We start from the raw sequence: 21,230 nt of genomic DNA, 5'->3' as shown, positions 1-21,230 counted from the left end.
GGGAGCGGGCATGCCCGCGAATGCTATGGAACTGCACATGAAAAAATCCGCCTGTGCCGCGCTACTCTGCGCGCCTACACTCCTGCTGGCCGCTGAACGCGACGACGCCCTCAAGCTCCCCGACATCCTGATCAGCGCCAACCGCCAGGTCGAATCGCGTACCGCCACCAGCGCCGCCAACACCGTCTTCACTCGCGCCGACATCGACCGCCTGCAACCCAGCAGCGTGACCGACCTGCTTACCCGCGTGCCCGGTGTGCAAGTCGCACCCACCGGAGGCCGCGGCAGCCTGCCGGGCATCTTCATCCGTGGCACCAAGACCGCCCAGAGCCTGGTACTGGTCGATGGCGTACGCATCGCCAATGCCACCTCCGGCGACAGCGGTTTGCAGTTTCTCGATGTCGACCAGATCGAGCGTATCGAAGTGCTGCGTGGTTCGCGCTCGGCGGTGTATGGCAGCGATGCCATCGGCGGGGTGATCCAGATCTTCACCCGCCGCAGCAGCGGCCCCGGCCTGCAACCACGCCTGCGCCTGGCGGCAGGCAGCAACCAGACGTTCCAGCGCAGCCTGGGGCTGTCCGGCGGTGACGATGCTACCCGTTTCAATCTCGGCGCCAGCCTCGATGAAACCGCTGGCATCAACTCGACCGGCCCGTCGTTTGCCAGCGACGGCGACCACGACGCCTACCGCGACAAGTCGCTCAACCTGAGCCTGAGCCATACCTTCGACGAGCGCTTCGAAGCCGGCCTGAACCTGCTCGACAGCCGCGGGCGCAGCGAATACGACAACCCATTCGGCCGCTTCGACCCGGTCACCTTCCAGAGCTTTGGGCAAAAGCCCTACACCGACTTCAGCGTCAGCAGCCTGGGCAGCTACTTTGACGCTCAGCTCAACGACGCCTGGCATTCGCGCCTGGAACTCGCCCACAGCGAAAACCGTGACGACAAACGCGACAAGCTCAGCGACGAGCGATTTGTGTTCAACACCTACCGCGACCAGGTCACCTGGCAGAACGACCTGGCGCTGGCCGAGCGGCACAACCTGCTGCTGGGCGGTGACTGGTACGAAGACCGCGTGCACGGCAGCACCGACTTTACCGAGGACAGCCGCTGGAACCGTGCGGCTTTCATCCAGCACCGCTACAGCGGTGAAGACTTCTCCACCGAACTTGGCGCACGGCACGACGAGAACCAGCAGTTCGGCGGCCAGACCACCTGGAGCGGCAGCCTCACCATGCCGCTGAATGCCCGCAATGACGTGTTGCTGTCCTACAGCGAAGGCTTCCGCGCCCCGACGTTCAACGACTTGTACTACCCGCAGTTCAGCAACCCGGACCTCAAGCCCGAGCGTTCGAAGAGCTATGAAGTGCAGTGGCGCAGTCAGCTGACCCACGATAGCCGCCTGGAGACCTCGCTGTACCGCACCGACCTGCGCGATGCGATCATCTTCGGCCAGGACTCGATTCCGCAAAATGTCGCGTCGGCGCGTATCAACGGCCTGGAAATGGCACTGGACCAGCAATGGGGCGAATGGCGCAGCCAACTTGGCCTGGCGTTGATCGACCCGCGCGACCGCGACAGTGGCCATACCCTCGCCCGCCGCGCCCGACGCACCCTGAGCCTGGACATGGACCGCCAGTTCGAACGCTTCAATGTGGGCGCCAGCTGGCAGGCCGTGAGCGCCAGCTACGATGACGAGGCCAACCGCAATCGACTGGGCGGCTACGGCCTGCTTGGCCTGCGTGCAGGCTGGCTGGCAACCGAGGAACTGAAGCTGGAAGTGAAGCTGGATAACCTGCTGGACAAGGACTACAGCCGAGCGCTGTACAGCTTTGACGGAGCCAGCTACGGCTACCGCGAAGAAGGCCGCACCGCGCTGTTCAGCGTCACCTGGACGCCGGCACTCTAGCCGCCAGCAGCGCGCACAGGCGGGCGGTGGCTTCGATCATCTGCCCGCTGGGCCGCTCCAGGCCCTTGTCCGGCACCACCAGCAAGCCCTCGCCGGCCACCGCGCTCAGCCGTGGCCAGGCCTTCCAGCTTGCCAACTGCGCCTCATCACCCGCCAGGATCACCTGCGGGTCACGCATCAGCACCGACTCGACATTCACCTGCGGTGCCGGCTGGCTCAGGTCGGCAAAGACATTTCGCGCCCCGCACACCGCCAGGGCATCGCTGACCACCTGCCGCCCACCCAGGGTATACAGCGGCCGGTCCCACACCTGGTAGAACACCCGCAACGGCTGCTCGCGCCGGTACCGCTGGCGTAGCTGCTGCAGGCGCTCGCGCAACGCCTGCACGTAGGGCCGGCCTTGCTCGCCCCGCCCGACACGCACGGCCATGGCCTCGATCTGGTCGATCAGCTGATTCAGGTCGTGGGGTTCGGCGCTGTAGGTGGCAATGTCCAAGCGCTTGAGCTGGTCGCGCTGGGCCGGTGCCACGCTACCGGGCCAGAGCAGTAGCAGGTCGGGCTTGAGGCTGAGCAGGGTTTCCATGTCCAACTGGCCCTGGCGCCCGACCGAAGGCAGCCGTTGCAGCGCTTGCGGTCGCTCGCCGCCATCGAGCACGCCCACCAGCAGGTCATCGGCGTGCAGTTCGAGCATGATTTCGCTCATCGACGGCGCGAGGCTGACCACGCGCAAAGGCTCGTCGGCCCTTGCAGCAACGGCCAGCAGCGCCAACAGGCAAAGCAGGACGCGCATCAGCCCAGCTGACGCGGAATGCGGTAGAGGTAGAGCAGCACCACGGTGGACAGCGCGAGGAGGATCTGCGGTACCGCCTCCAGCCCGACCAGCACCGAAAGCGCAGCGACCCAGGCCGGGAAACAGGCGAACAACATGGCCATGCGCCGCACCCGCGCCAGGATGATCCAGGCGGCAGGCTCTTCAGCCGTGCCCAGCACCTTCGAGGTGGCGATCAGCGCCCGCTTGTAGGCGCCGAAACGCGGCAGGCTGAGGAACATGGTCGCAGCGCCGGCGATAAATAGCGGCATCGCCAGCACCGGGATCAGCGCATCGCCGCCGCCAAAGGCCCAGGCCATGACCGGCAGCGGCACCAGGCCGACCGCCAGGTACTGCCACCAGGCCAGCGCCAGGCGCCGCTTGACCTCACCCCGGGTCACGCCTGAGGCACCTCGCCCTGGTGCTCGTTACCCAGCATGTGGCCGAGCTTGCCGGCCTTGGTCGCCAGGTAGTAACGGTTGTGCGGGTTGTGCCCGGTGTGCAGCGGCACGCGCTCGGCGACCTTGATGTTCATGTCGGTCAGCGCCTTGACCTTGCGCGGGTTGTTGGTCATCAGGCGCAGCGATTTCACGCCCAGGTGCTCGAGCATCGGCAGGCACATGGCGTAATCGCGCTGGTCGGCGGCGAAGCCCAGGCGCTCGTTGGCTTCGACGGTGTCGGCACCACCGTCCTGCAGCTCATAGGCGCGGATCTTGTTCAGCAGGCCGATGCCGCGGCCTTCCTGACGCAGGTACAGCAGCACGCCACGGCCTTCGCGGGCGATGGCCTGCAGCGCGGCTTCCAGCTGCGAACCACAGTCGCAGCGCTGGCTGAACAGGGCATCGCCAGTCAGGCACTCGGAGTGCAGACGCCCCAGCACCGGCTCGCCGTTGGCGATATCACCCAGGCTGAGCACCACGTGCTCACGGCCAGTGGCTTCGTCGAGGAAGCCATGCATGGTGAAGATCGCAAAGGGGGTCGGGAGTTTCGAGGCGGCAACAAAGACGACGGGCACGTTGTGCTCCTGGATAAAGTAGGAAATTTCTCGTGAGCCGATTGTATCAGCAGGTCGCCGCGTGTGCGCTCGTTGAATACCGTGGCTTAATATCGAAAAGTTCGATGCTTAGCAGGGCCTGGCACTCGCTTGGGCCTTACACGATCCCTGTGGGAGCGGGCGTGCCCGCGAACACCGGCAGCGCCGGTGCCATCCACCGCGTCGCCTGCTTCGCGGGCACGCCCGCTCCCACAGGAGACCGCGCAGGCCATGAAACAGTGGTCTTACTGCGGCTTGCTGTCCGGGGTGAAGGGATACGGCTGCTTCCAGTGCTCGAAGATCGGCTTCAGCTCACCGCTGTGCACCAGCTCGGCCATGCGTTTGTCGAACAGGTCGCACAGGGCTTTGGCGTGCTCGTTCCTGGAGAACGCCAGGTACAGCGGCAGTTCGGCCACATGGGTGCTGCGAAAACGCTCCGGCTGCGAGGTCTGCCCGAGCACATAGTCGACTTCGGTCTGCGCATCGATGTAGAAATCCACCCGCTCATGTTCAAGCATCGGCAAGATGCCTTCACGGCGCTGGATTTCACGGAAGTTGTGCACGTTGGGCAGGTAACTGCCGTAGTCATAGCCGCGTACCCAGGCCAGGCGGTACTGGCCGACGGTGGCCAAGGTCGGCACCGGCTTGCTGGCCAGGCCCAGAGCGTAGATGTGGTCCATGTCGAAATGCCAGCGCGGATACAGGTTGTCGTCGTTCTCTTCCTTGTACGACCCGACCCAGGCATCGGCCTCGCCACGCTTGACCAGGCCGACCGCGCGGCTGTACGGCGCACTCTGGGCCACCACCTTGACCCCGGCAGGCTCGAACACCTTGCGCAACACATCCCAGGCCACACCGCTGCCATCGGCGTTGGTGTAGTCGATCCACTCTTCGCTGACCAGGTGAATCTGCTTCGGTAACGCATCGGCCGCCATCGCCCAAGGGGCAAGGCTCAGCATCATTGCCAGCAGCACAGTCCTTATGGCCATCGAAACGCTCCCTGCTTCAGCCTACCGCCCACACCAGAATCTGCATGCCCAGCCAGGCGAAAACACCGGCCAGGATATCGTCGAGCATGATCCCGACACCCCCGTGCACATGGCGGTCGATCCAGCGAATCGGCCATGGCTTGAGGATGTCGAAGAAGCGGAACATCAGGAACCCGGCGAGGATCCACTGCCACCCTTCCGGCACCAGCCAGAGGGTGATCCACATGCCGACCATCTCATCCCAGACAATGCCTTCATGGTCGTGCACACGCAAGTCATTCGCAACTTTGCCGCACAGCCAGAAGCCGAACAGCATCATCACGCCCAGCAGCAGCCAGTAGCCCCAGTCGGGCAGCATCTGCCACAGCGGGATGAACGGGATCGCTACCATCGAGCCCCAGGTGCCGGGGGCCTTGGGCAGGGTGCCGGAGCCGAAGCCAAAGGCGATGAAGTGCCACGGGTTGCGCCAGACCGATGGCGGAACGAACTCCGCAGGCACCTGGTTGGGGTGGTCGGTCACGGTGTCTCCCTAAAGTGTTGATAGCCCCGTTGAACCGGGGTGATGTCCAGGCCCTGCGGGTCGCGCAGGGTCACGCCCTGGCCTTCGAGCACGCGGCCGATGACATGCACCTCGGCGAAACCGAGGTCGGTCAGCGGGGCGAGCGCCGCAGGCGGCAAGGTGAAGGCCAGTACGTAGTCGTCGCCACCGGTCAGTGCTGCCAGCCGTGCCGCATCATGGCCCAGAAAGGCTTCCAAAGCAGGAGACACTGGCACCTGCGCCAGGTTCACCTCGAGTGCGACCCCGGACGCCTTGGCGATATGCCCACAGTCGGCGAGCAGGCCATCGGAAATGTCCAACGCCGCCGTGGCCCGGCCGCGCAGCAGCTGGCCAAGCTGCAGCTGCGGCATCGGCGACCAGTAGTGGTCGAGCAGCGGCTTGGCCTGCTCGGCCGGTGCCTCGCGCTCACCCAGTACCAGCGGCAACGCCCCTGCCGCCTTGCCCAGCGAACCGCCGACACACAGCAGGTCGCCCGGCCGCGCGCCGCTGCGGCGCAACGCCTGGCCGGCCGGCACGCGGCCGAACACGGTGACGGTGATGCTCAGCGGGCCGCGGGTGGTATCCCCACCGATCAGGCTCATGCGGCAACGCTGGGCCATGCGGCTGAGACCGTCGGCATAAGCCGCCAGCCAGTCGGGGCCGACATCAGGCAGGGTCAGGGCGAGGGTGAAGCCGATCGCCGTCGCGCCCATGGCCGCCAGGTCACTGGCCGCCACGGCCAACGAGCGCTGGCCAAGCAGCAGCGGATCGCAGACAGCAGGGAAATGCACCCCGGCGACCAGGGTGTCGGTCGACACCGCCAGTTGTTCACCGGGTGGAAGGTCCAGCAGGGCACAGTCGTCGCCGATACCCAGGGCCACGCCCTCGCCGCCCTGCGCACAAGGCGCGGCGGCGAAGTAATGGTTGATCAGCTCGAACTCACCCATGGGCAGGCAGCGCCAGGATCAGCGCTTGTTCGCCTTGACTTCTGCTTCACGCAGGGCCGGGGCGAGCTTGTCCAGCACACCGTTGACGAACTTGTGGCCATCGGTGGCACCGAAGACCTTGGCCAGTTCCACGCCTTCGTTGATCACCACGCGGTACGGTACGTCGACGCGCTTGATCAGTTCCCAGGTGGACAGCCGCAGCACAGCCAGCTCGACCGGGTCGAGCTCTTCCAGGGCGATGGTCATGCAAGGCACCAGCGCCTTGTCGATTTCGCCCTTGATCGCCGGGACCCCGTGGAGGATCTCGCGGAAATAGGCACCGTCGACATCGGTGAAATCGTTATCGACCCGGAACTGCGCTTCGATCTCGTTCAGCGAATGCTGGGCCATGTGCCACTGATACAGGGCCTGGGTCGCGAGCTTGCGGGCTTCGCGGCGCTTGGCGCTCTTCGATGGCTTGCCGGCATCCGCAGGTTTTGGATCTCGCGGGTTGAAACGATCGCTTTCGTCGCTAATCACTTGGCCTCCAACTGCGCCAGCAGGCTGACCATTTCCAGAGCGGACAGGGCAGCTTCACCGCCTTTGTTGCCAGCCTTGGTGCCGGAGCGCTCGATGGCTTGCTCGATGGAGTCGACGGTCAGAACGCCGAAGGCCACCGGTACGCCGAACTCCATGGACACCTGGGCCAGGCCCTTGGTGCATTCGCCCGCCACGTATTCGAAGTGCGGGGTACCGCCACGGATCACTGCACCCAGGGCGATGATCGCGTCATATTCGCCTTGTTGGGCGACTTTCTGTGCCACCAGCGGGATTTCGAACGCGCCCGGGGCACGGATGATGGTGATGTCGCTTTCGCTGACACCGTGGCGTACCAGGGTATCAACGGCGCCGCTTACCAGGCTTTCGACGACGAAGCTGTTGAAGCGGCCAACCACCAAAGCATAGCGACCTTTGGGGGCGATGAAGGTACCTTCGATGGTCTTCAGGGTCATTCCGATATTCTCATCTTCAAGAGCGAGGCCGCATACAAGCGGCCTCGACAGGGGTCTGGACTCGAGCTCAGGGCGTCAATGCCGCCTCAAGTCACTCGGAGGGCACGTATTCTACAACTTCCAGATCGAATCCGGATATCGCATTGAACTTCATCGGCGAACTCATCAGGCGCATCTTGCGCACGCCGAGGTCGCGCAGGATCTGCGAACCGGCACCGACGGTGCTGTAGGTGGTCGGCGCCTTGGTCGGTGCATCGCCCGCGCTTTCGCGGATGTGCGCCAGCAGCACGTCGCCGTCCAGTGGGTGGCCCAGCAGCAATACCACGCCGCTGCCCGCCTCGGCCACGGCGGCCATGGCCGCGCGCAGGCTCCAGCGGCCCGGCTGCTTGACCAGCAGCAGGTCGCGCAGCGGGTCCATGTTGTGCACGCGTACCAGGGTCGGCTCTTCGGCGCAGATGTTGCCCAGGGTCAGGGCCATGTGCACGTCGCCTTCCACCGCGTCACGGTAGGTGACCAGGTTGAACTCGCCCAGTTCGCTCTCGATCGGCTGCTCGGAAACGCGCTGCACGGTGCGCTCGTGGATCATGCGGTAGTGGATCAGGTCGGCGATGGTGCCGATCTTCAGGCCGTGCTCGGCGGCGAACACTTCCAGCTCGGCGCGGCGCGACATGGTGCCGTCGTCGTTCATCACTTCGCAGATCACGCCGCTCGGCTCGAAGCCGGCCATACGCGCCAGGTCGCAGGCCGCTTCGGTGTGGCCGGCGCGGGCCAGGGTGCCGCCCGGCTGGGCCATCAGCGGGAAGATGTGGCCAGGGCTGACGATGTCTTCGGCCTTGGCGTCCTTGACAGCGGCAGCCTGCACGGTGCGCGCACGGTCAGCGGCGGAGATGCCGGTGGTGACGCCCTCGGCGGCTTCGATCGACACGGTGAACTTGGTGCCGAAGCCCGAACCGTTGCGCGGCGCCATCAGCGGCAGCTTCAGGGTTTCGCAGCGCTCGCGGGTCATCGGCATGCAGATCAGGCCGCGGGCGTGCTTGGCCATGAAGTTGATGTGCTCAGGCAGGCAGCACTCGGCCGCCATGATGATGTCGCCTTCGTTCTCGCGGTCTTCGTCATCCATGAGGATGACCATTTTGCCCTGGCGGATGTCTTCGACCAGTTCTTCGATGCTGTTGAGCGCCACTCGGCACCCCCTTCTCAATCAGGATTTCAAGAAGCCGTTGGCGGCCAGGAAGCTTTCGGTGATGCCACTGCCCTTGCTCGGTTCGGCAGCCTTGTCGCCCAGCAGCAGACGCTCCAGGTAACGGGCCAGCAAGTCGACCTCAAGGTTGACCCGACGCCCTGCGCGGTAGTCGGCCATGATGGTTTCGGACAGGGTGTGCGGGACAATGGTCAGCTCGAATTCAGCGCCATTGACCTCGTTGACCGTCAGGCTGGTGCCGTCGACGGTGATCGAACCCTTGTGGGCGATGTACTTGGCCAGCTCCTTGGGTGCACGCACACGGAACTGGATGGCGCGGGCGTTATCGCTGCGCGAGATGATTTCGCCGACGCCGTCGACGTGGCCGCTGACCAGGTGGCCGCCGAGGCGGGTGGTCGGGGTCAGGGCTTTTTCCAGGTTGACCTTGCTGCCGCTCTTGAGGTCGATGAACGCGGTGCGCTTGAGGGTCTCGACGCTGACGTCGGCCCAGAACCCGTTGCCCGGCAGCTCGACGGCGGTCAGGCACACGCCGTTGACGGCGATGCTGTCGCCGAGCTTGACGTCACCCAGGTCGAGCTTGCCGGTTTCGACGTAGACGCGCACGTCACCGCCCTTGGGGGTCAGGCTGCGGATGGTGCCGATGGATTCGATGATGCCGGTGAACATGGGGACTTCCTCAAAAACGGGTTGCGCGGGGCAAGCCCGGCATTATACGCCGGGCGCCGGCAGAGGGATGGCCGTGACCCGCCAGTCATCGCCCACTGCGCGCATTTCGGTGATTTTCAGCCGCGGTGCCTGGCTCATCTTGTCCAGCGGCCAGTCCAGCAACGGCCGGGCCTGGGAGCCGAGGAAGGTGCCGGCGACAAACAATTGGTACTCATCGATCAGGCCCAGCTGGGCAAAGGCGCCGACCAGGCCGGCACCGGCCTCCAGCAGGATTTCGTTGGCGCCGCGTGCGGCCAGTGCCTGCAACAGTGCCAGCAGGTCTACCTGGCCATTGTCGCCCGGCAGGCTGAGCAGTTCATGGCCCGCAGCGGCATAGCGCGGGTCATCTGCGACGGCGGTGACCACCAGTGCCGGGCCGGCCTGGAAGAACGGCGCGTCCAGCGGCAAACGCAGGCGGCCGTCGACCAGCACGCGCAACGGCGTGCGGCTCAGCGCCAGGGCGGTGGTTTCGGCATCCAGGCCCAGCTCGGCGCCACGCACGGTCATCCGCGCGTTGTCGGCCAGCACACTGGCTGCACTGGTCAGCACCACGCCGGAGCGGGCGCGCAGGCGCTGCACCGCCGAGCGCGCAGCGGGCCCGGTGATCCACTGGCTTTCGCCGCTGGCCATGGCGGTGCGGCCGTCCAGGCTCATGGCCAGCTTGGCGCGAACGAACGGCAGGCCGTGTTCCATGCGCTTGAGGAAGCCGGGGTTGAGGGCACGGGCCTCAGCTTCGAGCACGCCGCTGGCGACTTCGATGCCGGCATCTGCCAAGCGCCGCAAGCCTTGGCCTGCGACTTGCGGGTTGGGGTCCTGCATGGCGGCGACCACCCGAGCAACGCCAGCCTTGACCAGCGCCTCGGCGCACGGCGGGGTGCGGCCATGGTGGCTGCACGGTTCCAGGGTCACGTAGGCGCAGGCGCCGCGGGCCAGTTCGCCGGCCTGACGCAGGGCATGCACTTCGGCATGCGGCTCGCCGGCACGCACGTGCCAGCCTTCACCGACCACCTCGCCATCGCGGACGATCACGCAACCTACACGTGGGTTGGGGTGTGTGGTGTACACGCCCTTGCGCGCCAGCTCCAGCGCGCGGGCCATGTAATGGGCGTCGAGGATCGCGGTCTGGCTGGGCATGCTCACTCTTTAGCCGGCTCGCGGGCCAGGCGGTCGATTTCTTCGCGGAATTCGTCGAGGTCCTGGAAGCGCCGGTACACCGAGGCGAAGCGGATGTAGGCCACTTCATCGAGCTTGCGCAGCTCGGCCATGACCATTTCGCCTACCACCAGCGACTTGACCTCGCGCTCGCCGGTGGCACGCAGGCGGCTCTTGATATGGGCCAGTGCCGCTTCCAGGCGCTCGACGCTGACCGGGCGCTTCTCCAGCGCACGCTGCATGCCGGCGCGCAGCTTCTCTTCGTCGAAGGGCTGGCGCGTGCCGTCCTGCTTGATCAGCCGGGGCAGCACCAGCTCGGCGGTTTCGAAGGTAGTGAAGCGCTCGCCGCAGGCAACGCATTCACGGCGACGGCGCACCTGTTCGCCCTCGGCGACCAGACGCGAGTCGATGACCTTGGTGTCGTTGGCACCGCAAAAGGGACAGTGCATGGTGGCAGGCAACAAAAAAAGGGAGGGCCATGGTAGCGCATTGCACTGGCAAGACAAGCCAAAGGGGTTAACATCCATACAATTCTGCCCGTGAAGGACCCACCCATGCATCTTCGTGCGCTCGTCGTGCTGTGCTGCGCTTCCCTGCTCGCCGCCTGCGGCAGTGACCGCCCCAAGACCGAAGCAGTCCCCGCGCCAGCAGCGGCCAAGGTGGCGAAAAACGCCGAACCGCTTGGCCCGCTGCCGGCCTATCAGCGTGAGCTGAGCGGCACCTTGCTGGAAATCCCCGCCGGCGCCGACGTGGAGCTGGCACTGCTGGTCATCGACGACCGCGACCGCCCGCAACAGCTGCTGGCCAGCAGCAACCTGACCGGCACCGGCCAGGCCCTGCCCTATCACCTGCGCTTCAACCCCGAAGCCTTCCCGGCCGGTGCCCGCGTCGAGCTGCGCGGCCGTGCCAGCAGTTCCGGCCAGCTGATCATGCACTTGCCCCCCGTGCGCATCACTCAGGCACAGACCCAGGCCACCGGCCCACTGCGCTTCGAGAAGACGCCGTAAGTGGCGCCGCTTGCCCTGCAACAGGCCCTCAGCGGCCTGATCGGTGAAGCGCGCCTGGTGGTCAGCGACTTGCCCGAGTGCGAGCTGAAGCTGTGGCTGATCGATGATCAGAACATGGACCGCGCCTTCAGCAGCGAGGAAACCCGGCGCATCCTCGAAGAGCCGCCGTACTGGAGCTTCTGCTGGGCCAGTGGCCTGGCCATGGCCCGCTACCTGGCGGCGCACCCCGAGTGGGTCGCCGGCAAGCGCGTGCTGGATTTTGGCGCTGGCTCCGGCATCGCCGGAATCGCGGCGGCCCGTGCCGGGGCGCTGGAAGTGGTCGCCTGTGATCTCGACCCGCTGGCCCTGGAGGCCTGCCGTGCCAATGCCCAACTCAACGATGTCGAACTGGGCTACAGCAGCGACTTCTTCGCCGAAGCCGACCGTTTCGACCTGATCCTGGTCGCCGACGTGCTCTATGACCGCGCCAACCTGCCGTTGCTCGATGCCTTCCTGGGTCGTGGCCGCCAGGCACTGGTGGCCGACTCGCGTGTGCGTGATTTCAGCCACCCGCTGTACCGCCAGCTTGGCGTGCTCGAAGCCTTGACCCTGCCGGACCTGGCCGAACCGCACGAATTCCGCCGGGTCAGCCTGTACCACGCCAGCCGCGAGCCTTTATAGTGGTGCCATTCACGGATTTGCGAGAGTCGCGATGACCCAGGACACCCCATACATCTTCGATGCAACCGATGCCACCTTCCAGCAACTGGTGATCGAGAACTCCTTCCACAAGCCGGTACTGGTGGATTTCTGGGCCGAGTGGTGCGCGCCGTGCAAGGCGCTGATGCCGCTGCTGGCGAAGATCGCCGAGGGCTATCAGGGCGAGCTGCTGCTGGCCAAGATCAACTGCGACGTCGAGCAGCAGGTGGTGGCCCAGTTCGGCATCCGCAGCCTGCCGACCGTGGTGCTGTTCAAGGATGGCCAACCGGTTGACGGCTTTGCCGGTGCGCAGCCGGAGTCGGCGATCCGCGCGATGCTCGAGCCCCATGTACAGATGCCGGCCGCGCCAGCCGCTTCGCCGCTGGAACAGGCCAAGGCGCTATTTGCCGAAAGCCGCTTCGCCGAAGCCGAGGCTGCACTGAAGGCACTGCTGGGTGAAGACAACAGCAATGCCGAGGCACTGATCCTGTATGCTCGCTGCCTGGCCGAGCGCGGCGAACTGGGTGAAGCCCAAGTGGTGCTGGACGCGGTCAAGACCGACGAGCACAAGGCTGCACTGGCCGGCGCCAAGGCGCAGCTGACCTTCCTGCGCCAGGCCGCGAGCCTGCCGGAAGTGGCCGACCTGAAGAGCCGCCTGGCGCAGAACCCGCAGGATGATGAGGCGACCTACCAGCTGAGCATTCAGCAGTTGGCGCGACAGCAGTATGAAGCGGCACTGGACGGGTTGCTGAAGCTGTTCCAGCGTAATCGTGGGTATGAGAACGGCTTGCCGCAGAAGGCGATGCTGCAGGTGTTCGAGCTGCTGGGCAGTGATCATCCGCTGGTGAGCGTGTATCGCCGCCGCTTGTCTTCGGCCATGTTCTGACCTGCCGGTTTTTGCGAGGGCTTTGCCCTCGTTCGCGGGCACGCCCGCTCCCACAGGGATCGCGCAGCACTTGGGAGCTGTGCAGTACCTGTGGGAGCGGGTTTACCCGCGAAGAGGCCCTAACAGGCAACGTTCACCCCACCCAGTGATACACCGGCGCATCCACGCCACTTTCCACCCTTACCTCACTGCTGTGCCGCAAGCGCACTAGCAGCCGCTTGCCCGCCGCCGTACTCCCGGCCAGCCCTTCCAGCCGGTCGAGCAACTCAGGCCCGCTCATCTGCCCTGCCAGGCGCAGCACCTCACGCGCGGCATGCCACTGCCCATCATCCTGGCGCGGTGCCGCTGCCACGGCTACCGTCTCAGCCACTGGCACCTCGATCTGCCGCCCCAACTGCGCCCACTCCTGCGGCTCCAGCTCGATGGTCAGGTCCACCGGCCAGTCACCAATCTGTCCACGAATTCTCACGATGCGTTCCTTGAGCTCAGGTCAATGCAACCATGCTACCGCAACATGAAACCTGCGCCACGCAGGCTGGCGGCGCGAAGAAAAGTTGTTATAACATAACCGAATCTTCCAGCCCGCTTCCGGAGTCGTCCATGCGTCGTCTGCTGCTCGCCCTGCCCTTCGCCCTGTTGCCCCTGGCCGTGGCCCATGCCCACGACGAACATGACCACGATCACGCCCACGGCACCCTTGGTGCTCACGAGCATGGCGTGGCCAAGCTCAATGCCGTGCTCGATGGCAACACCCTGGAGCTGGAGCTGGACAGCCCGGCGATGAACCTGGTCGGCTTCGAGCACATGGCCAGCAGCGATGCCGACAAGGCCAAGGTCGCTGCCGTGCGCCAGCAGCTCGAACAACCGCTGAAGCTGTTCGCCCTGGCCTCGGCCGCTGGCTGCAAGGAAGACCAGCAAGAACTGGAAAGCCCGCTGTTCGGCGACGCAGCCAAGGCTGATGACGACGGTGACGAGCATGAGAAAGGCCACGTGCACAGTGACATCAATGCCCACTACCAGCTGACCTGCGCCACCCCGGAAAAACTCGCCCAGATCGACCTCTCCCCGCTGTACAAGGCCTTCCCGGCCACCCAGAAGATCAACGTGCAGTTGATCGGCCCGAATGGCCAGAAAGGCGTAGAGACCTCGCCTGCCAAGGCCGTGGTCGCGTTCTGAAATGAGCCAGGCGTTGATTGAACTGCAGGACCTGGTGTTCGCCTGGCCTGGCCAGGCGCCGCTGCTGGATATTCCGGCCTTCCAACTGCAAGCGGGTGAAGCATTGTTCCTCAAGGGGCCCAGCGGCAGTGGCAAGACTACCCTGCTGGGCCTGCTCGGCGGGGTCAACCGGCCGGGTCAGGGGCGTATCCAGCTGCTCGGGCAGGATCTCGCCGTGCTCGGCCAGGGTGCGCGTGACCGCTTCCGAGTGGACCACACCGGATACATCTTCCAGCAGTTCAACCTGCTGCCGTTCCTATCGGTGCGCGAGAACGTCGAGCTGCCGTGCCGTTTCTCGCGCAGCCGCGCCGAACGTGCCAGCCAGCGCCACGGTAGCGTCGACCAGGCCGCCAGCGAGCTGCTCGCGCACCTGGGCCTGGGCGACCCGGCCCTGCTTGCACGGCGTGCCGACAGCCTGTCGATCGGCCAACAGCAACGCGTTGCCGCTGCACGTGCGCTGATCGGCCAGCCGGAGCTGGTGATCGCCGACGAGCCGACCTCGGCGCTGGATGCCGACAGCCGCGAAGCGTTCATCCGCCTGCTGTTCGACGAATGCCGGGCGGCCGGTTCCAGCCTGCTGTTCGTCAGCCATGACCAGAGCCTGGCACCGCTGTTCGACCGTCACCTGTCCCTGGCCGAACTCAACCGCGCCGCCAAGCCCCGGGAGGCCTGATGTACCTGCTCCGCCTTGCCCTGGCCAGCCTGGCCAACCGCCGCTTCACCGCATTCCTCACCGCCTTCGCCATCGCCCTGTCGGTGTGCCTGCTACTGGCCGTCGAACGCGTGCGCACCGAAGCGCGTGCCAGCTTTGCCAGCACTATCAGCGGTACCGACCTGATCGTCGGCGCCCGCTCCGGTTCGGTGAACCTGCTGCTGTACTCGGTATTCCGCATCGGCAATGCCACCAACAACATCCGCTGGGACAGCTTCCAGCACTATGCCCAGGACCCACGGGTGAAGTGGGCGATCCCGATCTCGCTGGGTGACTCGCACCGCGGCTACCGGGTGATGGGCACCACCACCGATTACTTCGACCATTATCAGTACGGCCGCAAGCAGCACCTGGAACTGAGCCAGGGCCGTGAATTCGCCAGCGACCCGTTCGAAGTGGTGCTCGGCGCCGAAGTGGCCGACGCGCTGCACTACAAGCTGGGCGACAAGCTGGTACTGGCGCACGGTGTCGCCGCGATCAGCCTGGTCAAGCATGACGACAAGCCGTTCACCGTGGTCGGTGTGCTCAAGCGCACCGGCACACCGGTGGACCGCACCCTGCACATCAGCCTCGGCGGCATGGAGGCCATCCACATCGACTGGCACAACGGCGTGCCGGCCCGCGGTGCCGGGCGCATCAGCGCCGACCAGGCACGGACCATGAACCTGCAGCCAACGGCCATCACGGCGTTCATGCTTGGCCTGAACAGCAAGATCGCCACCTTCAGCCTGCAGCGCGAGATCAACGAGTACCGCAGCGAACCGTTGCTGGCGATCCTGCCTGGGGTTGCCCTGCAAGAACTGTGGAGCCTGATGGGCACCGCCGAACAGGCGTTGTTCGTGGTGTCGCTGTTCGTGGTGCTGACCGGCTTGATCGGCATGCTCACGGCAATCCTCACGAGCCTCAACGAGCGCCGCCGGGAGATGGCGATCCTGCGCTCGGTGGGCGCACGGCCGTGGCATATCGCCGGGCTGCTGGTGCTTGAAGCACTGGCACTGGCGGTGACGGGCATCGCGGCGGGGCTTGGCTTGCTCTATGCGAGCATCGCCCTGGCCCAAGGTTACGTGCAGGCCAACTACGGCCTGTACCTGCCCTTGGCCTTGCCCACTGCACATGAATGGACGCTGCTGGCTATCATCCTTGGCGCAGCGCTGCTGATGGGCAGCGTACCGGCCTGGCGCGCCTATCGGCAGTCGCTGGCCGATGGCCTGTCCATTCATCTCTGAGTGCGTGTAATGATCCAGTACCTCACTGCCTTTTTCGCGGGTAAACCCGCGAAGGGGCCAGCATTGCTGACGTTGATCATCCTGCTGCTGACAGTGTCAATGCCCTTGTGGGCCGCCGAACCCAAAGAGCTGGACTGGCCTGCGCTCATTCCTGAAGGCGCACCGGTCATCCCGCCACAACTGACGCCGCTGCACGACATGTCGCAGCTGAGCGATGCGCTGTCAGCCGAGTCGGCCCCACCGGCACGCCAGCAAGGGCCCGATGCCCCGGTGGTCAAAAGCCTCGATGGCCAACAAGTGAAGATCCCGGGCTACATCGTGCCGCTGGAGGTGAGCGAAGAAGGCCGCACCACGGAGTTCCTGCTGGTGCCTTACTACGGTGCCTGCATCCATGTGCCACCCCCGCCGTCGAACCAGATCGTGCACATTTTCAGCGAAATGGGCGTGCGTGTGGAGGACCTCTACCAGCCCTACTGGATCGAGGGAAAGATGCAGGTTAGAGCCTCCAGCAGCGAATTGGCCGACGCCGGCTACCAGATGGAAGCGGAGAAAATATACGCTTATGTGCTCAAGTGAGAACTGTTTCGAATTCGTGACGATGCTTCTTTGAGCTGGGTCAAACTTTCGTCTTAGACGCATCCGTACCATTGGACTACTCGATTACTCACGTCCTTTGGGAGCTTCCATGAACAAGTCCTTGCTCGGCGCCTCGCTTGTGGCCCTTGCGCTCGCCGCCCCTGTTGCCCACGCCCACAAGGCGGGTGATGTCATCGTCCGCGCCGGTGCCATCACCACTGCACCCAACGAAAACAGCGGCGACCTGAAATTCGACGGCAACAAGGTGTCGGGCACCAAGGCGACCCTGGACAGCGACACCCAGCTGGGCCTGACCTTCGCCTACATGCTCACCGACCACATCGGCCTGGAGCTGCTGGCCGCAACCCCGTTCAAGCACAGCGTAGGCGTCAAAGGCCTGGGCGGCGGGCTGGACGGCAAGCTGGCCGATATCAAACAGCTGCCACCGACCCTGTCCGTGCAGTACTACCCGATGGAGCCTAACTCCAAGTTCCAGCCCTATGCTGGCGTCGGCATCAACTACACCCTGTTCTTCGACGAAGACCTGACCAGCGAGCGCAAGCAACAGGGCTTCAGCAACCTCAAGCTGCAGGATTCGGTGGGTATCGCCGGCCAGTTGGGCATGGACTACATGATCACCGACAACCTGCTGGTCAACGCCTCGGTCTGGTACGTCGACATCGACACCAAGGCCAGCGTCAACGGCCCGACCGCATTGGGCTACAGCAAGACCAAGGTCGACGTCGATGTCGACCCTTGGGTGTACATGGTCGGCCTTGGCTACAAGTTCTGACCTGAGCACGGCAGGGCGGCTTCGGTCGCCCTTTGTCGTTGCCCCCAAGACCAGTACCCCAGTGCCAGCCCACTGATCGCCATCCCCAGCCCGCATACTGCGGTCCAGCCCCAGCGGGCATACACCCAGCTCGCCAGCACTGCACCCAGGCCGCTACCGATCGAGTAGCAACACATGTAGGCGCCGATCAAGCGGCTAGCCATTGCACCACGACCCGCCAGCAGCAGGCTCTGGTTGGTGACATGCACCGCCTGCACGGCGAAATCCAGCATCAGCACACCCAGCACGAAGACCGTCAGCGAGTGCCCGACGAAAGCTGTCGGCAGCCATGACAGCGTCAACAAGGCCAGCGCCAGCCCGGTGGTGCGCTCGCCCAGTCCTCGATCAGCCAGCCGACCGGCCCGCGACGCCGCCAGGGTGCCGGCGATACCCGCCAGGCCGAACAGGCCGATCTCGGTATGGCTGAGCGCCAGCGGTGGTGCACTCAAGGGCAGCACCATGGCACTCCACAGCACGCTGAACGCAGCGAAGATCAGCAGGCCGAACAGCCCGCGCCGGCGCAGCAGGCTGTCGTTTCGATACAAGGTGAACAAAGAGCCGATCAACTGCAGGTAACCAGACCGTTGCGTGGTAACCCGGCTCGCTGGCAGCCAGCGCCAGAGCACCACAGCCATCAGCATGAGCAGTACCGCCGCCACGAAGTACACGCTGCGCCATCCGGCCAGGTCGGCGAGCGCCCCCGAGACCAGACGCGCCAGCAAGATGCCCAGCACGACCCCGCTGGTGACCGTACCCACCGCCTGGCCCTGGCTGGCTGGGGTAGCGAGGGTGGCGGCGTGGGCGACCATCACCTGCACCATGACCGCCATCAGCCCGACCAGGGCCAGGGCTGCCAGCAGCACCCGCCAGTCCTGTGCCAGGCCAACGCCGATCAGGGCCAGAGCGGCAACCATCAACTGCGCCAGCAACAGGCGTTTGCGCTCGAACAGGTCGCCAAGGGGCACGATCAGTATCAACCCAACGGCATAGCCTGCCTGGGTCGCACCGACCACCCAACCGACCTGCTGCTGCGCCACCCCCAGCTCGCTGGCCATCGACTCGAGCAAAGGCTGGGCGAAATAGACCGTGGCCACGGCCATGGCGCAGGTGGCGGCAAGCAACAGGGTTATCCAGCGATTCATCGGGCTGACTCCTTCGCACCTGGTTTCAAATTGAAACCACATGCTGGATATTTAGCAAATGTGGTTTTAATCTGCAACCAGATAAACCCTACAGGTGCTGCCAATGCTCGATGAAGTGAACGCTCAATGCCCCGTAGCCCGGGCGCTGGAAGTGCTGGGCGACCGTTGGGCGCTGATGATCCTGCGCGATGCCTTCGATGGCCTGCGCCGTTTCAGCGAGTTCCAGAAGAACCTGGGGCTGGCGAAGAACATCCTGGCGTCGCGGCTGAAGCTGCTGGTGGAGAGTGGGTTGCTGGCGTTGCAGCCGGCGTCCGATGGCAGCGCCTACAAGGAATATGTGCTGACCGAGAAAGGGCGCTCGGTGTTTCCGGTCGTGGTGGGGTTGCGCCAGTGGGGGGAGCGGTTTCTGTTCGAGACGGGGGAAACGCGTTCGGAGCTGGTGGACAGTGCCAAGGGGCGGCCGGTCGGGATTCTGCAGGTGCGTTCCGAGGATGGCAGGCTTCTGGCAGCGGAGGATTGCCTGCGCAAGGTTGTGCGGCATTCATGAACCTGGGGCCGCTTTGCGGCCCTTTCGCGACTCAAGGCCGCTCCCACAGGGTTTGCGCAAGTTTTGATATTTGCGCAGATCAATGTGGGAGCGGCCTTGAGTCGCGAAAGGGCTGCGAAGCAGCCCCGGCTATCTCAAGCCCTACCGAGCAGCTTGGCCAAAGCCTCGACCATCGGGGTCGGCTGCGGGAAATCAAAGCGCGCCAGCAAGCGTTGGTTGTCTGCCCGCGAATGGCGAATGTCACCCGAGCGCGCCTGGCCGTAGCTGATCGCCGGCAAGCTGCCCACCACCTGCTCCAGTGCCTTGAGCATCTGGTTCAGCGAAGTTGCCTGGTTCAGGCCGACGTTCACCGCGCCCTCTTCCACCTGCGGCTGCTCCAGCGCCTGCACCATCACCTGCACCAAATCGCCGACGTAGAGGAAGTCACGGGTCTGCTCGCCATCGCCGAATACGGTGATCGGCAGCCCTTGAACGGCCCGTTCGCTGAAGATGCTGATCACCCCGGAGTACGGCGAGGACGGGTCCTGGCGCGGGCCGAAGATGTTGAAGAAGCGGAATACCACCGGCTCCAGGCCATGCTGGCGGCGATAGAAATCCAGGTACTGCTCGCTGGCCAGCTTGTCCACCGCATAGGGCGTCAGCGGCGCCTTCGGCGTGTCCTCGGCAATCGACTCGCCTTCGCCATTGTTGCCGTACACCGCCGCACTCGATGCAAAGAGCACGCGGCGCACGCCATGCACGCGCATGGCCTCGGCCACGTTGAGGGTGCCGATGAAGTTGCTCTGGTGGGTCTTCACCGGATCTTCGACCGACGCCTGCACCGACGCCACCGCAGCCAGATGAACCACGGCAGCGCAACCGGCGGCGGCACGCTGAACCAGCGCAGCGTCGGCCACATCGCCTTCGATCAGTTCGAGGCGCGGGTTATCCAGTTGCAGATTGTCGCGCTTGCCGGTGGAAAGGTCGTCGAGAATACGTACGGCATAGCCCTTGGCCAGCAACGCATCGCACAGGTGGGAGCCAATGAAGCCGGCGCCGCCGGTGATCAGGATGGGGGCATCAGCCATGGCGGTAGAATCGATCCAGTAGTGGCGGCAAGCCCGCGCGCCAGGCACGCGGCTTGATGCCGAAAGTGTGAAGTATTTTCTTGCAGGCCAGCACCGCGTGCTGCGGCTCCTCGCTGGCATCCGGCCGTGCGGCGTGGGCCTGCGCGGTTGGCGCCTGTACGGCCAGCTGACGGTATTGCCCGGCCTCGCTGAGAATCGCCTGGCCCAGCGCCAGCGGCGTGGTCGCCTCGTTGCCGGCGTAATGGTAGGTGCCCCACAGCGGCGCGCTGCAATCCAGCTGCTTGAGCACCGAGAGGATCACCCGTGCAGCATCGTCGACTGGCGTCGGGTTGCCGCGGCGGTCATCGGCCAGCAGCAGCTCCTGCGGTTGCTCGGCGCGGGTCAGGAAGCGGCCCAGGGCACCGTCGATGCTTTCGTCCAGCAACCAGCCGAAGCGCAGCAGCACATGCTGCGGGCACGCCGCGCGCACGCTCTGCTCGATACGCCACAAGGCCTGGCCACGCTGGCCCAACGGTACCGGTTCGTCCTTTTCGGAGTAGGCCGTGGCCCGCGAACCATCGAATACCCGGTAGCTGGAAGGCTGCACCAGGGTGATCTGGTGGTGCTGGCACAACTCCGCCAGCCGCTCCACCGCCCGCTCTTGCAGGGCCAGGCGCTGGTCGCTGACCGCCTCGGCCTGGAACCAGTCGAAGTAGTAGGCCAGGTTGACCAGGGCATCGGGGCGATGATCGTCAAGCAGCTGAGTGAGGCTGGCCGGGGCCCAGCCGTTCTCCGGCGGGCGCGGTGCCAGGAATGCGATGTCCTCCTCGGCCCCGAGACGAATCAGCGCTTGCCCGAGGGCATTGCCACCACCCAACAGCATCAGGCGCATACGCATAGAGTCAGCAGATCCGAACAGGTTGATAGAAGGAAAGGAGTCATTTTGCGGTTTCCGGGCGGGGAAGTCCAACCCTAGGGTGCGCTGCTACCAATGCGCCTCAGAGCCACCACCTCGCAGGAAAATTCCTACGCCTTCGACTGGCCAAGTCCTGCATCCAATATCAAAAATAATTGCCTAAATAGCTCCCG

General features: G+C 65.1%; 26 protein-coding genes. 10 read left to right on the top strand and 16 right to left on the bottom strand.

The genetic code is table 11. The features are described 5' to 3' along the window. Window positions 1-37 precede the first annotated feature (37 nt). Window positions 38-1,909 (top strand): TonB-dependent receptor, encoded by a 1,872-nt coding sequence (locus J7573_RS25965; protein ID WP_294341516.1) that lies wholly within the window; start codon window positions 38-40, stop codon window positions 1,907-1,909. On the opposite strand, the gene J7573_RS25960 is transcribed toward J7573_RS25965, so the two are convergent. The 12 genes from J7573_RS25960 to nrdR all read right to left on the bottom strand — a co-directional run bounded on the left by J7573_RS25960 (window position 1,887) and on the right by nrdR (window position 10,723). Beyond that, window positions 1,887-2,699, bottom strand: a complete 813-nt coding sequence (locus J7573_RS25960) for a cobalamin-binding protein (protein ID WP_294341514.1) — start codon at window positions 2,697-2,699, stop codon at window positions 1,887-1,889. The two genes, J7573_RS25965 and J7573_RS25960, sit on opposite strands and share 23 nt — an antisense overlap. Further along, a complete protein-coding gene (locus J7573_RS25955; RefSeq protein WP_294341512.1) occupies window positions 2,699-3,118 on the bottom strand; it encodes an MFS transporter in 420 nt (139 codons plus the stop codon). Before J7573_RS25955 ends, J7573_RS25960 begins: the two co-directional genes overlap by 1 nt. Next, entirely contained in the window at window positions 3,115-3,732 is a 618-nt protein-coding gene (gene ribA / locus J7573_RS25950; RefSeq protein ID WP_294341509.1) for a GTP cyclohydrolase II, read from the bottom strand. The genes J7573_RS25955 and ribA overlap by 4 nt, the downstream gene beginning before the upstream one ends. Window positions 3,733-3,995: 263 nt before the next feature. Continuing rightward, complete coding sequence (locus J7573_RS25945; protein WP_294341508.1) at window positions 3,996-4,739, bottom strand: transporter substrate-binding domain-containing protein; 744 nt, start codon at window positions 4,737-4,739, stop codon at window positions 3,996-3,998. Window positions 4,740-4,755: 16 nt separating this feature from the next. Next, window positions 4,756-5,259 carry a phosphatidylglycerophosphatase A gene (locus tag J7573_RS25940; protein ID WP_027917812.1) on the bottom strand — a complete coding sequence of 168 codons (504 nt, stop codon included), beginning with the start codon at window positions 5,257-5,259 and terminating at the stop codon, window positions 4,756-4,758. Beyond that, the gene (gene thiL / locus J7573_RS25935; protein WP_294341505.1) at window positions 5,256-6,224 is read right to left on the bottom strand and encodes a thiamine-phosphate kinase; all 969 of its coding nucleotides are present in this window, start codon (window positions 6,222-6,224) and stop codon (window positions 5,256-5,258) included. Before thiL ends, J7573_RS25940 begins: the two co-directional genes overlap by 4 nt. Before the next feature lie 18 nt (window positions 6,225-6,242). After that, complete coding sequence (gene nusB / locus J7573_RS25930; RefSeq protein ID WP_003255393.1) at window positions 6,243-6,743, bottom strand: transcription antitermination factor NusB; 501 nt, start codon at window positions 6,741-6,743, stop codon at window positions 6,243-6,245. After that, complete coding sequence (gene ribE, locus J7573_RS25925; protein WP_027917814.1) at window positions 6,740-7,216, bottom strand: 6,7-dimethyl-8-ribityllumazine synthase; 477 nt, start codon at window positions 7,214-7,216, stop codon at window positions 6,740-6,742. The genes nusB and ribE overlap by 4 nt, the downstream gene beginning before the upstream one ends. 91 nt (window positions 7,217-7,307) lie before the next feature. Then, entirely contained in the window at window positions 7,308-8,399 is a 1,092-nt protein-coding gene (gene ribBA / locus J7573_RS25920; protein WP_294341500.1) for a bifunctional 3,4-dihydroxy-2-butanone-4-phosphate synthase/GTP cyclohydrolase II, read from the bottom strand. Window positions 8,400-8,417: 18 nt separating this feature from the next. Further along, window positions 8,418-9,083: a riboflavin synthase gene (locus tag J7573_RS25915; RefSeq protein ID WP_016497780.1), complete on the bottom strand. Its 666-nt coding sequence runs from the start codon at window positions 9,081-9,083 to the stop codon at window positions 8,418-8,420. A 42-nt stretch (window positions 9,084-9,125) separates the two neighbouring features. Then, window positions 9,126-10,256, bottom strand: a complete 1,131-nt coding sequence (gene ribD / locus J7573_RS25910) for a bifunctional diaminohydroxyphosphoribosylaminopyrimidine deaminase/5-amino-6-(5-phosphoribosylamino)uracil reductase RibD (RefSeq protein WP_294341491.1) — start codon at window positions 10,254-10,256, stop codon at window positions 9,126-9,128. A 2-nt stretch (window positions 10,257-10,258) separates the two neighbouring features. Beyond that, window positions 10,259-10,723: a transcriptional regulator NrdR gene (gene nrdR, locus J7573_RS25905; protein WP_003255402.1), complete on the bottom strand. Its 465-nt coding sequence runs from the start codon at window positions 10,721-10,723 to the stop codon at window positions 10,259-10,261. A gap of 105 nt (window positions 10,724-10,828) precedes the next feature. Here nrdR and J7573_RS25900 point away from each other — a divergent pair, with 105 nt between their 5' ends. Genes J7573_RS25900 through trxA form a run of 3 tightly spaced genes read left to right on the top strand, consistent with a single transcriptional unit; the run spans window position 10,829 to window position 12,845 of the window. Continuing rightward, window positions 10,829-11,281, top strand: a complete 453-nt coding sequence (locus J7573_RS25900) for a YbaY family lipoprotein (protein WP_294341479.1) — start codon at window positions 10,829-10,831, stop codon at window positions 11,279-11,281. Further along, window positions 11,282-11,941, top strand: a complete 660-nt coding sequence (locus J7573_RS25895) for a 50S ribosomal protein L11 methyltransferase (protein ID WP_294341476.1) — start codon at window positions 11,282-11,284, stop codon at window positions 11,939-11,941. It abuts the gene before it with no gap. Between the two features lie 31 nt (window positions 11,942-11,972). Further along, a complete protein-coding gene (gene trxA, locus J7573_RS25890) occupies window positions 11,973-12,845 on the top strand; it encodes a thioredoxin (protein ID WP_294341474.1) in 873 nt (290 codons plus the stop codon). A 133-nt stretch (window positions 12,846-12,978) separates the two neighbouring features. On the opposite strand, the gene J7573_RS25885 is transcribed toward trxA, so the two are convergent. Next, window positions 12,979-13,314, bottom strand: a complete 336-nt coding sequence (locus J7573_RS25885; protein WP_294341472.1) for a hypothetical protein — start codon at window positions 13,312-13,314, stop codon at window positions 12,979-12,981. Between the two features lie 131 nt (window positions 13,315-13,445). Here J7573_RS25885 and J7573_RS25880 point away from each other — a divergent pair, with 131 nt between their 5' ends. From J7573_RS25880 to J7573_RS25860, 5 genes are all read left to right on the top strand, one after another. Next, window positions 13,446-14,021 (top strand): DUF2796 domain-containing protein, encoded by a 576-nt coding sequence (locus J7573_RS25880; RefSeq protein ID WP_103448789.1) that lies wholly within the window; start codon window positions 13,446-13,448, stop codon window positions 14,019-14,021. A gap of 1 nt (window position 14,022) precedes the next feature. After that, a complete protein-coding gene (locus tag J7573_RS25875) occupies window positions 14,023-14,733 on the top strand; it encodes an ABC transporter ATP-binding protein (protein ID WP_294341468.1) in 711 nt (236 codons plus the stop codon). Beyond that, window positions 14,733-15,998, top strand: coding sequence for an ABC transporter permease (locus J7573_RS25870; RefSeq protein ID WP_294341465.1), 1,266 nt, complete (start codon window positions 14,733-14,735; stop codon window positions 15,996-15,998). The genes J7573_RS25875 and J7573_RS25870 overlap by 1 nt, the downstream gene beginning before the upstream one ends. Before the next feature lie 9 nt (window positions 15,999-16,007). Further along, the gene (locus tag J7573_RS25865; RefSeq protein WP_294341462.1) at window positions 16,008-16,574 is read left to right on the top strand and encodes a DUF3299 domain-containing protein; all 567 of its coding nucleotides are present in this window, start codon (window positions 16,008-16,010) and stop codon (window positions 16,572-16,574) included. Between the two features lie 109 nt (window positions 16,575-16,683). After that, window positions 16,684-17,367 carry an OmpW family outer membrane protein gene (locus J7573_RS25860; protein ID WP_110637796.1) on the top strand — a complete coding sequence of 228 codons (684 nt, stop codon included), beginning with the start codon at window positions 16,684-16,686 and terminating at the stop codon, window positions 17,365-17,367. Here J7573_RS25860 and J7573_RS25855 read toward each other — a convergent pair. Beyond that, on the bottom strand, window positions 17,355-18,548 hold the full coding sequence (locus J7573_RS25855; protein WP_294341458.1) for an MFS transporter: 1,194 nt from the start codon (window positions 18,546-18,548) through the stop codon (window positions 17,355-17,357). The genes J7573_RS25860 and J7573_RS25855 overlap by 13 nt on opposite strands. Before the next feature lie 103 nt (window positions 18,549-18,651). Between J7573_RS25855 and J7573_RS25850 the strand changes: the two genes are divergently transcribed. Then, the gene (locus J7573_RS25850) at window positions 18,652-19,095 is read left to right on the top strand and encodes a helix-turn-helix domain-containing protein (protein WP_294341457.1); all 444 of its coding nucleotides are present in this window, start codon (window positions 18,652-18,654) and stop codon (window positions 19,093-19,095) included. A gap of 134 nt (window positions 19,096-19,229) precedes the next feature. Here the strand turns inward: J7573_RS25850 and J7573_RS25845 are convergent, their stop codons facing one another. Further along, a complete protein-coding gene (locus tag J7573_RS25845; RefSeq protein ID WP_294341454.1) occupies window positions 19,230-20,162 on the bottom strand; it encodes an NAD-dependent epimerase/dehydratase family protein in 933 nt (310 codons plus the stop codon). After that, window positions 20,155-21,039, bottom strand: coding sequence for a sugar nucleotide-binding protein (locus J7573_RS25840; RefSeq protein WP_294341451.1), 885 nt, complete (start codon window positions 21,037-21,039; stop codon window positions 20,155-20,157). The genes J7573_RS25845 and J7573_RS25840 overlap by 8 nt, the downstream gene beginning before the upstream one ends. Between the last annotated feature and the right edge of the window lie 191 nt (window positions 21,040-21,230).

Source organism: Pseudomonas sp., from assembly GCF_017744435.1.
Taxonomy (GTDB): domain Bacteria; phylum Pseudomonadota; class Gammaproteobacteria; order Pseudomonadales; family Pseudomonadaceae; genus Aquipseudomonas.
This window is presented reverse-complemented; position numbering and strand designations above follow the sequence as displayed.

Bases quoted from the DNA above. Each gene is read 5' to 3' on its own strand.
- J7573_RS25915 (WP_016497780.1), bottom strand. From the start codon at position 9,083: ATGTTCACCGGCATCATCGAATCCATCGGCACCATCCGCAGCCTGACC.
- nrdR (WP_003255402.1), bottom strand. From the start codon at position 10,723: ATGCACTGTCCCTTTTGCGGTGCCAACGACACCAAGGTCATCGACTCG.
- J7573_RS25965 (WP_294341516.1), top strand. From the start codon at position 38: ATGAAAAAATCCGCCTGTGCCGCGCTACTCTGCGCGCCTACACTCCTG.
- J7573_RS25870 (WP_294341465.1), top strand. From the start codon at position 14,733: ATGTACCTGCTCCGCCTTGCCCTGGCCAGCCTGGCCAACCGCCGCTTC.
- thiL (WP_294341505.1), bottom strand. From the start codon at position 6,224: ATGGGTGAGTTCGAGCTGATCAACCATTACTTCGCCGCCGCGCCTTGT.
- J7573_RS25860 (WP_110637796.1), top strand. From the start codon at position 16,684: ATGAACAAGTCCTTGCTCGGCGCCTCGCTTGTGGCCCTTGCGCTCGCC.
- J7573_RS25865 (WP_294341462.1), top strand. From the start codon at position 16,008: ATGATCCAGTACCTCACTGCCTTTTTCGCGGGTAAACCCGCGAAGGGG.
- J7573_RS25880 (WP_103448789.1), top strand. From the start codon at position 13,446: ATGCGTCGTCTGCTGCTCGCCCTGCCCTTCGCCCTGTTGCCCCTGGCC.
- J7573_RS25960 (WP_294341514.1), bottom strand. From the start codon at position 2,699: ATGCGCGTCCTGCTTTGCCTGTTGGCGCTGCTGGCCGTTGCTGCAAGG.
- J7573_RS25875 (WP_294341468.1), top strand. From the start codon at position 14,023: ATGAGCCAGGCGTTGATTGAACTGCAGGACCTGGTGTTCGCCTGGCCT.
- J7573_RS25900 (WP_294341479.1), top strand. From the start codon at position 10,829: ATGCATCTTCGTGCGCTCGTCGTGCTGTGCTGCGCTTCCCTGCTCGCC.
- J7573_RS25850 (WP_294341457.1), top strand. From the start codon at position 18,652: ATGCTCGATGAAGTGAACGCTCAATGCCCCGTAGCCCGGGCGCTGGAA.
- J7573_RS25945 (WP_294341508.1), bottom strand. From the start codon at position 4,739: ATGGCCATAAGGACTGTGCTGCTGGCAATGATGCTGAGCCTTGCCCCT.
- J7573_RS25855 (WP_294341458.1), bottom strand. From the start codon at position 18,548: ATGAATCGCTGGATAACCCTGTTGCTTGCCGCCACCTGCGCCATGGCC.
- trxA (WP_294341474.1), top strand. From the start codon at position 11,973: ATGACCCAGGACACCCCATACATCTTCGATGCAACCGATGCCACCTTC.
- J7573_RS25840 (WP_294341451.1), bottom strand. From the start codon at position 21,039: ATGCGTATGCGCCTGATGCTGTTGGGTGGTGGCAATGCCCTCGGGCAA.
- ribE (WP_027917814.1), bottom strand. From the start codon at position 7,216: ATGACCCTGAAGACCATCGAAGGTACCTTCATCGCCCCCAAAGGTCGC.
- J7573_RS25845 (WP_294341454.1), bottom strand. From the start codon at position 20,162: ATGGCTGATGCCCCCATCCTGATCACCGGCGGCGCCGGCTTCATTGGC.
- ribD (WP_294341491.1), bottom strand. From the start codon at position 10,256: ATGCCCAGCCAGACCGCGATCCTCGACGCCCATTACATGGCCCGCGCG.